This window comes from Rhodopseudomonas pseudopalustris, from assembly GCF_900110435.1.
Taxonomy (GTDB): Bacteria; Pseudomonadota; Alphaproteobacteria; order Rhizobiales; family Xanthobacteraceae; genus Rhodopseudomonas; species Rhodopseudomonas pseudopalustris.
Genome location: NZ_FODT01000001.1, coordinates 22960 through 37935, shown reverse-complemented (window position 1 = coordinate 37935; position 14976 = coordinate 22960). Strand labels below are relative to the sequence as shown.

The window sequence follows — 14976 nt, the reverse complement described above, 5'->3', positions numbered from 1 at the left end:
GAGCTGACGCCATGGACTGCAACGCCATGGACGCCAGCGCCATAGACTCCGTCTCCATGACGCCATGACTGCGCTGCGCAGCCTCGCGTTTGGACCCGGACGCGCGGTCGTCGTGCTGTCGTTCACCCAGATCCTGTGCTGGGGCATCCTGATCTACCCTCCTGTGCTGACCATGCCGCATCTGACGGCGGATCGGGGCTGGTCGCTGGCGTTCGGGATGGCGGGATTTTCGCTGGCGCTGGTGATGTCCGGGATCATGTCGCCGATCGTCGGCGGCCTGATCGATCGCCGGGGCGGCAATCTCGTGATGGCGCCCGGCGCATTGGCTGGGGCGCTCGGACTGGCGCTGCTCGCCAGCACCGACGCATGGCCGCTCTATTTCGCGAGCTGGGCGCTGATCGGCGTTTCGATGGCCTCGAGCCTGTACGATCCGGCCTTCGCCACGCTGGCGCGATTGTTCGGCAGCTCGGCGCGGCGGCAGATCACCTTCGTCACTTTCGCAGGGGGCTTCGCCTCGACGGTCGGCTGGCCGGCGACGCATCTGTTGCTGGAACATGTCGGCTGGCGCGGCACCTATCTGGTGTTCGCCGCCGTGCTGGCCTTCGTCGTCGCACCGCTGCACGCCTTTGCGTTGCCGAGAACGCCGTCGCCGTCCCAGGGGGCGGTCCCGCCCAGCCCGCATCTGGTGCCGGAGCAACCGCTGCGGCCCGAAGGGCGGGTTTTCATCCTGCTGGCGATGGGGTTCGCGCTGCATGCGCTGATCCTGTCCGGCGTCACCTCGAACCTGCTGTCGATGCTCGAACGCGGCGGGCTGAGCGCGGCTACGGTGGTGACGTTGGGGGCGCTGTTCGGTCCTGCGCAGGTCGCGGCGCGCCTGGTCGATTTCCTGCTGGCGGGCCGCACCCATCCGTTGTGGATCGCGCGCGGCGCGATCGCGCTGATGGCGGTCGCGTTCGCGATGCTGGCGTTCGTCGGGGTATCGGTCGTCGTCGCAGGGCTGTTCTGCATCGCCTTCGGCGCGGCCAACGGCGTGATGACGATCGCGCGTGGCAGCCTGCCGCTGCTGATGTTCGGGCCGCAAGGTTATGGCCGGGTGATCGGGCGCATCGCGCGGCCGGCGCTGTTCGTCCAGGCATCGGCGCCGTTCGTGGTCGCGGCGGCGGTCGAACGATTTTCCGACGCCGTGGTGATCGAGGTCGGGATGGCGGCGGCGCTGGTCGGCGTCGGCTGCTTCCTGCTGATCCGGACGCCGCGCGCGGCGTCGCGGCAATAGAGCGCTTGCGGGCGGCGCGGATCGTCTTTTTGCCCGAAGAAAACGCGTCAGAATAAGAAGTTAGAGCTCCGGTTCTGATTTTATCAGAACCGGAGCTCTAACCCGCCGAAGTCGTTTTTTCCGCGATCAGTTGAACATCGCGTCGATGTCGTCCTGCGAGGCGTGTCCGTCGTCGTCGAGTTTCGGTCCGTTCAGCAGCTTGGCGTCGCCTTCGCGGGTGTCGACGACCGACGGAACATGCGCCTTGATGGCGTCGACGCCGCCCCAGATGTCCATCATCACCACGATGTGGTGCTCGATGAACTTCATCGTGGTCATCACCTTGCTGATGCGCTGGCCGGTGAGGTCCTGGAAGTTGCAGGCCTCGAAGATCGCGATCACGCGCTCCTGGATTTCCTCGCTCAGCGCCTTCTGCTGGTCGACCGAAGTCACCTTGCCCAGCGCGGTGGCGGCCTGGTCGATCGCCTCCGCGGCTTCGAGGATCTGCTGCGTGGCTTCCTCGGTGCCGCCGACGACGGCGCCGAGTTCGCCGTTGACCTTGGCCATCTCCTCGCCGTTGAAGCTCTTGGTGTGCAGCACCGCGATTTCGCGTTTGGTCTGGTCGATCGCGTTATGGATCAGGTCGAGCTCGATCTTGAGCTTCTCGCATTGTTCGATCTGAGCCCGATAGGTCGCCAGCAGCGCCCGCGCTTCCGCGACCTCGTTGGCGACCGAGGCGTCGATCTCCTTGTTGCCGACGCCCGTCGCATGACCTCCACCCACGATCTGGGTTCGGATCGCACGAAGCTCCGACATGAGATCGTGGTGGGTCGGACCCGCTTCTGTGTCGATCGGTACTAGCGGGGGCGCGCTACCGAGCGTGAATTCTTCGATCCGGAAGCGCTTGCGTTGAGGTGACATCGGCTCATCCCGTTTTCAGGCAGTACTTCTTCCTAGTACCATCTGTTTAACGGTGCGTTGCCACCCCGGAACTAACTGAGAAATAGCCGGCGCCGTCCGGATACTCCGCATTAACCATGGGCTCTCGACTTCATCGAAAATAAACGCTGTCCGCAAGAACAGCGCGGGTTTGGCGGCGTGGTGAATCCAAACGCGGCGTCCGTTTACCAAACCGATCCGGTTTTGGTTTCTGATCCGTTGCGTTCACCGGCGCATTTGCGCGCATTCACGACGAAACAGTTCAGAGTACGTCGATGTTCAGGAAAACCACTCTCGCGCTGCTCACCAGTGTGTCCTGCCTTGCCGCCGGGTTGCCGCAGGCGGCGGCCTATGAAATCTCGCCGGCGCCCGATCCTTCGGTGATCTACGCGCCGCAGGTGCGCCAGCAGATGCCGGTCCGCACTGCTTCGGCGCAGCGGTCCAACATGGGCGGCGGGTTCATCGAGTTTCTGTTCCGCGAGGGCGGGGAGTCGCCGCAATCGGGTTACTACGAGCCGCCGCCGTCCTACGAGCAGCGTCGCCAATATCTGCCGCCGATGGACCCGCAGGCGCCGCAGGTGATGCGCCAGCAGGAGGCGATCGATCCGGCGCGCCCGGCGTTCGACCCGAAATTCGAAAAGCAGCTGGTCGACTACCACGGCGGCGAGAAGCCGGGCACCATCGTGGTCGATACTCCGAACAAGTTCTTGTACCTGGTGCAGGGCGACGGGCGCGCGATGCGTTACGGCATCGGCGTCGGCCGGCCGGGCTTTACCTGGTCGGGCGTCAAGACGATCTCCGCCAAGCGCGAATGGCCGAGTTGGACGCCGCCGAAGGAAATGCTGGCGCGCCGGCCCGACCTGCCGCGGTACATGGAGGGCGGTCCGGATAATCCGCTCGGGGCGCGGGCGATGTATCTCGGCTCGTCGCTGTATCGGATCCATGGCTCCAACGAGCCGTGGACGATCGGCACCAACGTCTCCTCGGGCTGCATCCGGATGCGCAACGAGGACGTCATCGACCTCTACGGTCGCGTCAATGTCGGCGCGCGGGTCCTGGTGATCTGATCAGCGGAGTTTCTGACGATGACGGCCGCCTTTGGGCGGCCGTTTCTGTTCGCGGGTGTCTGTTGGGCGTGGCGAAACCAGCCGCCTAACTAGGCGAGATCGCTGTCGCCGCCGTCGAAATCGTCGGAATCGAGGTCCATGTCGTCGTGGTCGTAGCCGGCATCGGCGACGCGATCGAAATCCTTGTTCGATTCCTGATCCACGGCGCCATAGCGCGACGAATCGTCGACGCCGCCGCGCTGCGAGCCGATGTCGCCAAGGCCGGCCTGCTGGGCGAGGTTGCCGCCCGAGGAGTCGCCGCCCCACGGGCTCTGGCTGCCGCCGCCGAAGCCGGACTGATCAGCCGCGCTTTGATGGCCGCTGCCGCCGCCCATCATTCCGCGAATGCTGGACAGCAGAAGCGAGCCGCCGACCACGCCGGCCGCAGCCGCCGCGGCCGTACCGAGGAACGAGCCGCCGCCACCGCCCATCGGCGACGCTGCGCCGGCTCCGAACGGGCCGCCGAACCCGCCGCCCTGTGCCGGCGCATATTGGCCGGGCGGCTGCTGATTCATCGGCTGCTGACCGACCGGCTGTTGACCCAACACCTGCCCGGTGTTCCAGGCCGGCCGCGCGCCAACGCCCGGCGGCGGCACGTGCGGCACCGAGCCTTGCTGCTGCGATTGGCCCTGACCGAAAATCGCGTCGCGCATGGTATCGAGGAAACCGCCATTGCGATTGCCTTCCGGTGCGCGATTGCCTTCCAGTTCCTGGATCCGGTCGTGCGCGCGCTTCAAGGCCTCGTCCTGCACCAGCACCGTCTGCACCAGTCCATAGAGCGCATTCGGCGCAATCCGCTGGCCCTGGGCGATCGCCGCGGCTGCGTCCGGATCGCGCGGCGCGGATTCGAGACGGGCGAGCCTTTCGAACAGATCGTCCACAAGCTGGCGTTCTTGCGGTGTCATGATGGTCTCCCTGAGCATCCGTTACCTCACGCGGCGCGCGACCCGCCGAAGGCGGCGCAGCGAGCGTGAGCTTCGAAAATGTAGGGAGGCTTTGGGCGGCAATAAGTCCCGGTCAGGATTAATTTTCGGTAGGCAGCCGAACGACCGGCGCTGGAGTGACTTCGGAGTTACTCGCAACTGTCACATCAAGCGTCACATTATGCGCGGCGAGCAGCGGCAGGAAGCGGTCGCCGGCGAGAAAGGCGTGCTCGCGTTCGCGCTGATCGGTGAACGGATCGAGGCTGGTCAGGACCTCGTCGACGAAGCCGGGATGACACATCACCAGTCCGCCGTCGGGCAGGCCGTCGAAGAACGAGATCAGCAGTTTCTCGAAGTCGCTCTCGCGCAGGAAGTCATAGGCGCCTGCAAAGCCTGGATTGAACGCGATCCCGGCGCGCGTGGCGCGGATCCGGAATTGCCGGCTGAGCACGTCGAGCAGCAGCGGCTTCGGCGCACCGAGCCGTTGCGCCAGCGGTTGCGCCCGGCCGCATTGCCGAACCCAGGCGTTCGGCGCCACCGCCTTCACCACGCTGACGAATGCGTCGCGGACCTGCGGAAACAGCTGCACGTGCTGATGGCCGTCGACATAGTCCGGCATCCGGCCGAACCGCTCGGCGAAGGCTTCGAGCTGCGCCGTCAGCTCCATCGCAATGACGTGCCGGTCGTGCCGGCGCAGCAGGGCGCCGCGCAGCTTGCGGCCGAGCGGCAGGAACATCCCGCCATGCAGCGGGTGATAGTGCATCGTCAGCGGCGAGAACGGCGCGGTCAGCGTCGCGTGAAGTCCGATGGCGCAGCCGGGATTGTCGGCGGTGGCGTCGAGCAGCGCGCGGACATCGTCGCGGCCGATCGCACTCCCCACCATCATCACCGAGGTGGCGTTGATGCGCCGGCGTTCGATCAGATCGCGGATCGCGCGGTTGACGCCGGGGCTGATGCCGTAATCGTCGGCGCACAGCCAGATCCGCCGTGGCGCAGCCTCGCTCATTCGGCCGCGGTCTGTTTGGCCGGGCTGGCGTCGGCGGCCGGGTCTGAATGCCGGACGGTGTGCTCGGCGACGAAGTAGATCGGCCGCGCCTTCAGCTCGGACAGGATCTTGCCGATATACTCGCCGACGATTCCGATCATCAGCAGCTGTACGCCGCCGATCGTCATCATGCCGACCATCAGCGACGGATAGCCGGGCACGGATTTGCCGTCGATCCAAGTCTCCCACAGGATCGACAGGCCGAACAGAAACGCGCCGATCGCCAGCGCCGCGCCGAGCGCGCTGGCGATCCGCAGCGGGGCCACCGAGAACGAGGTCAGCCCTTCGATCGACAGGCCGATCAGCCGGCCGGCGCTGAACGTCGTGAAACCGTGCGCGCGCGGCTCCGGCTCGTAGTCGACGCGGAACTGACGAAAGCCGATCCAGCTCGCCAGCCCCTTGAAGAAACGATTGCGCTCGGGGAGTTGCTTCAGCGCCGCCGCCGCGCGCGGCGACAGCAAACGGAAATCGCCGGCGTCTTCCGGAATTTTCTGCCGTGCGCCCCAATTGATCAGCGCGTAGAAGCCGCGCACCGCGGCGCGGCGCAGCCGCGGCTCGTGGTCGCGATGCGCCTTGGCGGTGTAGACGACATCGTAGCCGTCATCGATCCAGTGCGAGACCAGCTTTTCGACCATCTCCGGCGCGTGCTGGCCATCGCCGTCCATGAACAGCACCGCGCCGCGGCGCGCGTGATCGAGGCCGGCGAGGAGCGCCGCCTCCTTGCCGAAATTGCGCGACAGCGACACCATCTGGACGTCGATGCCGTTGGCGGGAAGGTTGCGGGCGATGCTCAGCGTCGAGTCCGAGCTGCCGTCGTCGACATAGACGACCTCACAGGCCAGCGCGTAGCGTTGCCGCAGCGTGTTCGCCAGCGCCGAGAGGCGCTGATGCAGCGCCTGCAGTCCGGCGGCCTCGTTAAAGACCGGCACGACGATGGACAGCCCCGCCGCAGCGGCGCTTTCGCCGCCGTTCAGACCTGAGACGTCACTACCTGGCTTCATCGGTCGGTCCCGGCTTCGTGTCGTGCGTTGCAAGTGCCCATGGTTATATGGTGCCGGAGCGGCGCTGTCGCCATGTCGGCGGAACCCTCACCCCGGATTATTGACGCAGGAATGCTGCAAGTTTGCTGAACAGCGGATTGTCCTTGTCGAGCACGTAGTCGAGCGACGCGACCGACACCGTGTCGGCGCCGTGGTCGCGCAGGAAGCTGCCGAGCCCGTAGATCTGCGCCGGCGGGCAGTGCAGCGTCAGCATTCCCGACGAGGTCGGGCCGCCGAACGGCGACACCACGCCGAACCGCTTGTGCGCCTCCGCGAGCAGCCCGTCGTTGCAGCCTTTGAAGCGGGTGCGGACTTCCTTGTACTTGCTGGCGCGGGCGCGCGCGGCGATGTGGTCGAGGATCACCCGCGCGGTCTCGCGCGCCTCGTCCGACCAGTCGGCGTCGCGCGCGGCGACCAGATTGGCCTGGCTGCGCAGCATTACGCCGTCGTCGAGCACCTTGAGGCCGTTGGCGGCGAGCGTCGCGCCGGTTGTGGTGATGTCGACGATCATCTCGGCGGTGCCGACCGCGGGTGCGCCCTCGGTGGCGCCGGCGCTTTCGACGATGCGATAGTCGACGACGTTGTGGGCGGCGAAGAAGCCGCGGGTCAGGTTGATGTATTTGGTCGCGACCCGCATCCGGCGATTGTGCTGGGCGCGGAAGCCGGTGGTGACGTCGTCGAGATCCGCCATGGTGCGGACGTCGATCCACGCCTGCGGCACCGCGACGACGACATTGGCGTAGCCGAAGCCGAGGCCGTCGATCATCAGCACGCGCTGATCGGCGTCGGCGATGCTCTCGCGCAGCAGGTCTTCCCCGGTGACGCCGAAATGCACCGAGCCGCGCGCCAGATTGGCGGCGATTTCGCTGGCCGACAGATACGCGACCTCGACATTGTCGAGGCCCGCGATGGTGCCGCGATAGTCGCGGGCGCCGCCGGGCTTCGACAGCGCCAGACCCGCGCGGGCAAAGAACGCCTCGGCGTTTTCCTGCAGGCGGCCCTTGGAGGGGACCGCAAGAACGAACGGCGCGGTCATGACGCGCTCCCAGTTTTGGCGGGGCCGGACTGCGTCATCGCCTCGATCCAGATCGAGAAGCCGACCGCGGGGATCGGCGCGGCGGCGCCGAGCTGAGTCATCAACCCATCATAGCGCCCGCCGGCGACCAGCGGATCGTCGCCGTTGCCGGCGCGGTGCAGTTCGAATTCGAACCCGGTGTAGTAGTCGACGCCGCGGCCGAATGAGGTCGAGAACCGGGTTTTCTTCAGATCGACGCCGTGCGCGGCCATGAAACCGATCCGGCTCTCGAACTGATCGATCGCCGGCTCGATCGCGAGCTTGGCGTCGGCGGCAAGCGCGCGCAGCTGCGTCAGCGCCTCGTTCGGATCGCCGCTGATCGCGAGAAAGCGTTGAATTTTCTGCAGCGCGTCGCGCGGCAAGGCGCCGCTCTTCAGCGTCGACTGTTCGAGGAAGCGGTCGGCGATCTCAGCGACCGAGCGGCCGCCGAGCGTGGTCGCGCCGGCGATCGACATCAGGTCGGTGACCAGCGCCAGCGCCGCCTTGCGGTCGGAGCCGGCCAGCGCCGCGAGCACGCCCTCATATTCGTTGCCGCCGGAGGTCGCGAGCGTCAGCCGCTCGAGGTCCTGCGCGAGGCTCACCTTGCGGTTGAAATCCTTCATCAGCCGCCGCCGCCACACCGGATACAGGCCGAGCGCATCGATCAGCGCGGAGAACAGCGCGACGTCGCCGGTGCGGATGTCGACCTCGCCGACGCCGAACGCCGTCGTGGCTTCCAGTCCCAGCGCCAGCATCTCGGCGTCGGCCGCGGCGCGGTCCTGGCGGCCGAATGATTCGATCCCGGCCTGGAGAAACTCGCTCGGCTTGCCGCTGCGCTGCCGGAACACCGGGCCGAGATAACAGAAGCCGGTCGGCTGACCCGCGCCCGGCGAGGCGAGATAGTCGCGCGCCACGGGAATCGTCAGGTCGGGCCGCAGGCACAGCTCTTCGCCGCTGCCGTCGGTGGTGAGGTAGAGGTTCTTGCGGATATCCTCGCCGGAGAGGTCGAGGAACGGCTCCGCAGGCTGCAGGATCGCCGGTTCGGCCCGGACATAGCCGGCCTTGGTGAACGATTGCAGCAGCGCCTCCGCCCACTCGGCGGATCCGGTCGCTCGAGCGGCGGCGGTCTTGGTCATTGTCGAAATTCCTGCGATCCCGGGCAGGGAAGGGGCAAAATGATGGTCGGCGCAGCCCTTAACACGGTCCGATCGGAGTTTCGACCGTCATCGCAGCGGTCTGTGGAGGCGGTCCGGCGTCAATGGTCGAATGCGACCTTGAGCGCTCTCGGTTCCGACCGGATCAGGACCGAACCGCCAGATCTTTGTTTTAACGCGTTTCTTCACGCGCATCGGTTCTCAATGCGCTCGCCAATAATCTAATTGTCGCTCCAGTCGCCGATCACGGCCTGGACCAGCGCCAGCGCCGCGACCGCGGCGGTGTCGGCCCGCATGATCCGCGGCCCGAGCGCCAGCCGCAGAATGTTCGGCTGCCGCAGCAGCAGCTCACGTTCCTCGTTGGAAAATCCGCCTTCCGGGCCGACCAGCAGGTCGATTCCCTGCGCCGCTGCGGGGCGGGCGCCCTGCAGCGCCGCGACCGGATCGGCGATCTCCGCGTCCTCGTCGCAGAACGCCAGCAGACGGCCGCCATCGGCGCGCGCGGCGAGCCAGCGCTCCAGCGCGATCGGCTCCTCGACCGCTGCGACGCTGAGAATGCCGCATTGTTCGGCCGCCTCGATCGCATTGGCCCGCATCCGGTCGGTGTTGAGCCGGTGCACCTGGGTGTGCCGCGTCAGCACCGGCTGCAGCCGGCCGGCGCCCATTTCGACGGCCTTCTGCGTCATATAATCCAGCCGCGAATGCTTCAGCGGCGCAAACACATAGGTGAGGTCGGGCAGGCGATCCTGCGGACGGGTCTGGTCCGTCACCTCCAGTTCCTCGGGTCGCTTGCGGCCGGCAATCGCGGCGCGCCATTCGCCGTCGCGGCCGTTGAAGGTCAGAACGGGCGCGCCTGCGCCCAGCCGCAGCACATTGCCGAGATAATTGCTCTGGTCGCGATCGAGCGGCACTCGTGCACCGGGGGCGAGCGCGGCGTCGACGAACAAACGGGGGCTGCGAAAATCATATCGGGACATGGCTTGGTTCCAGCGTCGCTTTTAGTCCAAACATTCAGCAAAATCAGCGGCTAAAGCTAGCGAACCGCCGTGCTGCCGCCCTATTCGACGGGTTGTTAAGGGCCTTCGGGAATCGTAGAAGACCCTTGGCGACGACGGCATCGTCGCGCCAGACGGATTTTTGGGGATTCTTGGGGACCATCGAACCTTGCCGGAGGAGCAGACTTTGATCATCCGACGTTTGATAGTGCCGACGGTCGCCGCCGTCTTCACTTTGCACGCCGTGCAGGCGAATGCCCAAAGCGCATTTCCTGCGCCGCTGCCGAACCAGACTTCCTCGCCGACGCCATCCTCGACGTCGGCATTCCCGGCGCCGTTGCCCGGCCAGTCGGGATCGGCGCCTGCGCAATCGTCACCGTTTCCGCCGGTCAGCGGCGGTGCGTTTCCGGCCGCCGGCGCAGCGCCGATCGCGGGCGGTGCAGGCGGCTTTGCGGCGCCGCCACCGGCTGCGCCGATGGGGCAGCAGGCCGGCGGCGAGGAGTGCATGAACGACTTCGTCAAGCTGCGGCAGGACGCCGAGAAGCGCGGCGCCGCGATTCAGGCGGCCGGCAAGCGCAAGGCCCCCGCTGCGGAAGCCTGCAAGCTGATCGGCGCCTTTGCGGCCGCCGAAACCAAGATGATCAAATACGTGGTCGTTAACTCGAAGAAATGCGGCATCCCGGGCGAGATCGCCGAACAGCTGAAAAAAGGCCATCAGAACACCGAAGGGATGCAGAAGAAGGTCTGCGACATCGCCGCCCAGCAGCAGCAGCGCGGTCCGGCTGGACCTAGTCTGGCCGACGTGCTCGGCTCGTCGTCCGCGACGCCCGAGGCGAATGCCTCGGCCAAGAAGTTCGGCGGCACGACCTTCGACACGCTGAACGGCAACGTGCTGCAGCGATGAGCGGCGTCCCGATCAGCGGCGCGACGGCGCCAGTTGCCGATTCGACCGGCAACTGGGTCGACAGCCACGCGCCGGAATGGTCGCGGCCCTATTTGCGTCTGGCGCGGTTCGATCGTCCGATCGGCTCCTGGCTGCTGCTGCTGCCGTGCTGGTGGTCGGCGGCGCTGGCGGCCGGCATCGCCAAGGATCTCAGCCACCTCGCGCTGTTCTGCGCGCTGTTTTTCGTCGGCGCGTTCGTGATGCGCGGCGCCGGCTGCACCTGGAACGACATCACCGACCGCAATCTCGACGGCAAGGTCGAGCGCACCCGGTCGCGGCCGATTCCATCGGGGCAGGTCACGGCCAGGCAGGCCGCCGCCTTCATGGTGCTGCTGTCGCTGATCGGTCTGGCGGTGCTGCTGCAGTTCAACGCTTTCGCGATCGCGACCGGCATCTCGTCGCTGATCATCGTCGCGGCCTATCCGTTCATGAAGCGGATCACCTATTGGCCGCAGATCGTGCTCGGTCTCGCCTTCTCGTGGGGCGCGCTGATGGGCTTCGCCGTCACCTTCGCGCGGCTCGATCTGGTGGCCTTCGTGCTCTACGCCGGTTCGATCGTGTGGGTGGTCGGTTACGACACGATCTACGCGCACCAGGACGCCGAGGACGATCTCATGATCGGCATCAAGTCCACCGCGCTGCTGTTCGGTGCGAAGACCCAGACCGCGCTGCTGATCCTGTACGGCCTCGCGGTGACGCTGATCGGCTCAGCCTTGATGCTGGCGGGCTCCGGATGGCTCGGCTGGATCGGTCTCGCCGCCTTCGCGATTCATCTCGGCTGGCAGATCGTGCGGCTCGACATTCGCGACAGCAGGCTGTGCCTGAAACTGTTCAAGTCGAATCGCGACGCCGGCCTGCTGCTGTTCATCGGCCTCGTCTGCGACGCGGTGCTGCGGACGATGGCGTAACGCCGCCGCAGCCGGACTTACCTTGGCGGGATTTTTTTGAGCGCCGCGGCGCTGCTCGCCGCAGGATGGGGCGTGTTACGAGGCCGGAACCCCGATGAGGTTCCGCCGACCTGACGTGCGGACATCACGAAATTCTTCAGACCGGTCCACACGAGACCGGTCGGCCTGTCCACATTATAGCGTTTTCGAACGAAGTGGGCACCGGTTCGTGTGAAGAAAACGCGTCAAAACAATAATGAGAGCTCCGGTTCTGATTCTATCAGAACCGGAAAAGCTCTAGCGTGAGTAGCTCGGCGAGCGCTCGTCCGGCCTTCAATGCCGGGCGATGATTTCGCGCTCGCCCGCGTAGCTGCGCGGCGCATTGAGGAGCGCGCCGGTGCGTCGACGCATCAGAAAACGGGGGCGGCGGCGGCTCATCACGCTGTGGCGGCGGCGGCGTTGCGAGGCCTCGCGCGGGGTGTCGTCGGGCAGTTGCGGCAGTGCGAAGATTTCGCTCCACAGCGCCCAGGCGCGTTCGATCTCGTCGTTGTCGCTGCTGATACACAGCGGCACTGACAGCGACGGATCGCGATGCACCAGCATCAGCATCCGGCCGTCGTCGAGCCCGCGGCAACCGACGCCGCGGAAGTCGCTGACGCGCACCTTGATCGCCATCCGCATCCCGGCCACGGCGCGGTGCAGGATCACGCGTTCGCGATGCAATTCGATTTGCCGGACGCCGCCGTCGGCACGCGTATCGTGCGCATCGTAGCGGATCGGCAGTGAGAGAGGGTCGAGCCGTAGAGCACGGCTCGACCCGGCGGGATTACGCCCGCCTGTTGCTGTTTGACGCCTCACGGCTTTGTTCTCCCCGCCGGAGTTATGTGTCCGGTCGATGGGTGAAGCTTGCCAGAGCCGTGTCCGGAATCGCTTAAAAAGGCTGGTTAATCGAAACTTGCGCGGGCTGCATCGGCGCGCATGATTGACAGAAGCTTGGCCAGCATGATTGACGGAAGCTTGCGCAAACCCCGACAATGATTTGTTCCTGCGTCGCGCAAAGTGCTTGAAGTCCGCGTCGAACAGGCACATCTGTGAAGTCTCCGGATCGTTGTCCGGGCTCGCCGTCATTGCTTCCAGCCGCAGGATTTTCGTTTGTGAACTCTTCACCAAGCGCGCGATCGTCGTCTTCGACATCCGGGGATCAGGACCTGTTCGATCAGTCCGCGCTGAGTACGCTGGCGCAACGTCTGGTCGATGCGGCGTTGCGCGCCGGCGCCGATCAGGCGGATGCTGTCGCGGTGCGCGGCGTCTCGCATGGCGTCGAAGTACGCGATGGACGGATGCAGGAATCCGAGCGCTCCGAAGGCGACGACGTCGGCCTGCGCGTGCTGGTCGGCCGCCGCCAGGCGGTGGTCTCGACCAACGACATCACCGGCGACGGCGTGTCCAAACTCGCCGAGCGCGCGGTGGCGATGGCGCGCGTGGCGCCGGACGACAAATATGTCGGCCTCGCCGATCCGGCCTTGCTGGCCCGCGATTTTCCCGAGCTCGATATGCTCGATCCGCAGACGCCGTCGACTGCGGAACTGGAACGCCGGGCGCGCGAAGCCGAGCAGGCTGCGCTCGCGGTCAAGGGCGTCAGCAAATCGGGCGGCGCATCGGCGTCGTCGGGCATCGGCGGCATGGTGCTGGTGACGTCGACCGGCTTCCACGGCGCCTATCTGCGCTCGAGCCAGGGCATCTCGATGACCGCGATCGCCGGCGACGGCACCGGCATGGAGCGCGACTATGAATACACCACGGCGCCGCACGCCGAGGACCTGATGTCGCCGGAAACCGTCGGCCGCGTCGCCGGCGAACGCACCGCGGCGCGGGTGAATCCGCGCAAGGTCGAAACCTGCAAGGTGCCGGTGATCTTCGATCCGCGCGTCGCCGGCTCGCTGGTCGGGCATCTGGTCGGCGCCGCCAACGGCGCCTCGATCGCGCGAAAAACCTCGTTCCTGAAAGATCGTCTCGGCGAGAAGCTGTTCCGCGACGGCATCCGCATCATCGACGATCCGCTGCGCAAGCGCGGGCTGCGCTCGCAGGCGTTCGATGCCGAGGGCGTCGCGGTGAAGGAACTGGCGATCGTCGATGACGGGGTGTTGACCACCTGGCTGCTCGACTGTGCGACAGCGCGCGAACTCGGGCTGACCACCACCGGCCATGCGCATCGCGGCGTGTCCTCGTCGCCGTCGCCCGGCCCCTATAATCTGCATCTCGAAGGCGGCGCGATCAGCCCCGCCGAACTGATGAGCGATATCAAGCAGGGCTTCTACGTCACCGATCTGATCGGCTCCGGCGTCAATGGCGTCACCGGCGACTACAGCCGCGGCGCCGCCGGGTTCTGGATCGAGAACGGCGAATGCACCTATGCGGTCAGCGAAGTCACCATCGCCGGCCATCTGATCGCGATGTACAAGACGCTGACGCCGGCCAACGATCTGACCTTCCGCTACGGCGTCAATGCTCCGACGCTGCGGATCGAGGGGCTGACGATTGCCGGACGCTAGTCCCGACATCCAACATAGCGAGGTCGCGTCGCGCGATGCAGCGCTGCTGGCCGACACGGTCCGCGAGGCCGGCGCGCTGGCGCTGTCGATGTTCCGCACCGAGCTGCGCAACTGGACCAAGGGCGCGTCGTCGCCGGTGTCGGAGGCCGACATCGCCGTCAACGACCTGATCCGCGAGCGGCTGCAATCCGCGGTTCCGGATTACGGCTGGTTGTCGGAGGAGAGCGTCGACGAGCCTGCAAGGCTGGACAAGCAAAGGGTGTGGATCATCGACCCGATCGACGGCACCCGCTCCTATCTCGCCGGCCGCGAGGATTGGTGCGTCTCGGCGGCCCTGGTCGAAAACGCGTCGCCGATTCTCGCGGTGGTATTCGCACCCGTCACCAACGAGTTCTTTTTCGCCGCGCGCGGCGCCGGCGCCACGCTCAATGGGGGAACGATTCGCGCCAGCGCCGGCGCGGAACTCGATTCCGTCAAGGTTGCGGGTCCGAAGCCGCTGATCGAGCGGTTGGCCTTGCCGGAAAGCACGCAGATTCTTCCACGGATCGGCTCGTTGGCGCTGCGTTTATGCGGCGTCGCCGATCATCGACTTGACGTCGCATTCGCAGGTGGGCAAAGCCGCGACTGGGATCTTGCCGCGGCCGATTTGATCGTGCACGAAGCGAATGGTACACTAACGACTCTCGCGGGTGATCCCATCGTCTACAACCGTCCCGAGGTCACGCATGGGGTGCTGGTGGCCGCAGGGCGTGATCGTCATGCTCGCATCGTCGAGCATTTTCGCAGCCGTTCTGTGAGCTGAACCCGCGTCTGCCCGTTTGCCGCTGAGGAACCTTGATGCCCGACAATGCGCAGCAATTGCTTCACCTCGTTATCGGAGGCGAGCTGGAGGATCTCGAGAACGTCACCTTCCGCGACCTCGAGAAGGTCGACATCGTCGGGGTGTTTCCAAGCTACGCGTCCGCATTCGCGGCGTGGAAGGCCAAGGCCCACCAGACTGTCGACAACGCCCATATGCGCTACTTCATCGTTCATCTCCACCGCCTGCTGGATCCCGGCCAGGACGCAAAGCTGGCGCATTGACGG

Annotated in this window: 15 protein-coding genes; 7 read left to right on the top strand and 8 right to left on the bottom strand. The window is 66.2% G+C overall.

The annotated features are described in order from the left end of the window. The first annotated feature begins 64 nt into the window (after positions 1-64). The gene (locus BMY71_RS00165; protein ID WP_092680927.1) at positions 65-1273 is read left to right on the top strand and encodes an MFS transporter; all 1209 of its coding nucleotides are present in this window, start codon (positions 65-67) and stop codon (positions 1271-1273) included. Between the two features lie 126 nt (positions 1274-1399). On the opposite strand, the gene BMY71_RS00160 is transcribed toward BMY71_RS00165, so the two are convergent. After that, a complete protein-coding gene (locus tag BMY71_RS00160; RefSeq protein ID WP_011504503.1) occupies positions 1400-2173 on the bottom strand; it encodes a protein phosphatase CheZ in 774 nt (257 codons plus the stop codon). 293 nt (positions 2174-2466) lie between these two features. Here BMY71_RS00160 and BMY71_RS00155 point away from each other — a divergent pair, with 293 nt between their 5' ends. Then, the gene (locus BMY71_RS00155; protein WP_092680925.1) at positions 2467-3258 is read left to right on the top strand and encodes a L,D-transpeptidase; all 792 of its coding nucleotides are present in this window, start codon (positions 2467-2469) and stop codon (positions 3256-3258) included. Positions 3259-3347: 89 nt separating this feature from the next. On the opposite strand, the gene BMY71_RS00150 is transcribed toward BMY71_RS00155, so the two are convergent. The 6 genes from BMY71_RS00150 to BMY71_RS00125 form a co-directional block, all read right to left on the bottom strand. After that, on the bottom strand, positions 3348-4202 hold the full coding sequence (locus BMY71_RS00150; RefSeq protein ID WP_092681664.1) for a DUF2076 domain-containing protein: 855 nt from the start codon (positions 4200-4202) through the stop codon (positions 3348-3350). 118 nt (positions 4203-4320) lie between these two features. Beyond that, positions 4321-5226 (bottom strand): ChbG/HpnK family deacetylase, encoded by a 906-nt coding sequence (locus BMY71_RS00145; protein WP_011504500.1) that lies wholly within the window; start codon positions 5224-5226, stop codon positions 4321-4323. Next, on the bottom strand, positions 5223-6266 hold the full coding sequence (locus BMY71_RS00140; RefSeq protein WP_092680923.1) for a glycosyltransferase family 2 protein: 1044 nt from the start codon (positions 6264-6266) through the stop codon (positions 5223-5225). Before BMY71_RS00140 ends, BMY71_RS00145 begins: the two co-directional genes overlap by 4 nt. Positions 6267-6363: 97 nt before the next feature. After that, on the bottom strand, positions 6364-7341 hold the full coding sequence (hisG, locus tag BMY71_RS00135) for an ATP phosphoribosyltransferase (protein ID WP_092680922.1): 978 nt from the start codon (positions 7339-7341) through the stop codon (positions 6364-6366). Continuing rightward, positions 7338-8495, bottom strand: coding sequence for an ATP phosphoribosyltransferase regulatory subunit (locus BMY71_RS00130; RefSeq protein WP_092680920.1), 1158 nt, complete (start codon positions 8493-8495; stop codon positions 7338-7340). Before BMY71_RS00130 ends, hisG begins: the two co-directional genes overlap by 4 nt. Positions 8496-8734: 239 nt before the next feature. Further along, the gene (locus BMY71_RS00125) at positions 8735-9490 is read right to left on the bottom strand and encodes a 16S rRNA (uracil(1498)-N(3))-methyltransferase (RefSeq protein WP_092680918.1); all 756 of its coding nucleotides are present in this window, start codon (positions 9488-9490) and stop codon (positions 8735-8737) included. Between the two features lie 205 nt (positions 9491-9695). On the opposite strand from BMY71_RS00125, the gene BMY71_RS00120 reads away from it, so the two are divergent. Next, positions 9696-10412, top strand: coding sequence for a hypothetical protein (locus BMY71_RS00120; RefSeq protein WP_080506373.1), 717 nt, complete (start codon positions 9696-9698; stop codon positions 10410-10412). Beyond that, complete coding sequence (ubiA, locus tag BMY71_RS00115) at positions 10409-11359, top strand: 4-hydroxybenzoate octaprenyltransferase (RefSeq protein WP_175557563.1); 951 nt, start codon at positions 10409-10411, stop codon at positions 11357-11359. Before BMY71_RS00120 ends, ubiA begins: the two co-directional genes overlap by 4 nt. Before the next feature lie 312 nt (positions 11360-11671). Here ubiA and BMY71_RS00110 read toward each other — a convergent pair whose 3' ends face one another. Beyond that, a complete protein-coding gene (locus BMY71_RS00110) occupies positions 11672-12196 on the bottom strand; it encodes a DUF6101 family protein (protein WP_092680916.1) in 525 nt (174 codons plus the stop codon). A gap of 296 nt (positions 12197-12492) precedes the next feature. Here BMY71_RS00110 and BMY71_RS00105 point away from each other — a divergent pair, with 296 nt between their 5' ends. Genes BMY71_RS00105 through BMY71_RS00095 form a run of 3 tightly spaced genes read left to right on the top strand, consistent with a single transcriptional unit; the run spans position 12493 to position 14973 of the window. After that, positions 12493-13890, top strand: a complete 1398-nt coding sequence (locus BMY71_RS00105; RefSeq protein WP_092680914.1) for a TldD/PmbA family protein — start codon at positions 12493-12495, stop codon at positions 13888-13890. Beyond that, complete coding sequence (locus BMY71_RS00100; protein WP_092680912.1) at positions 13877-14692, top strand: 3'(2'),5'-bisphosphate nucleotidase CysQ; 816 nt, start codon at positions 13877-13879, stop codon at positions 14690-14692. The genes BMY71_RS00105 and BMY71_RS00100 overlap by 14 nt, the downstream gene beginning before the upstream one ends. 35 nt (positions 14693-14727) lie before the next feature. Beyond that, a complete protein-coding gene (locus tag BMY71_RS00095) occupies positions 14728-14973 on the top strand; it encodes a DUF4170 domain-containing protein (RefSeq protein ID WP_011504490.1) in 246 nt (81 codons plus the stop codon). Positions 14974-14976: the final 3 nt, after the last annotated feature.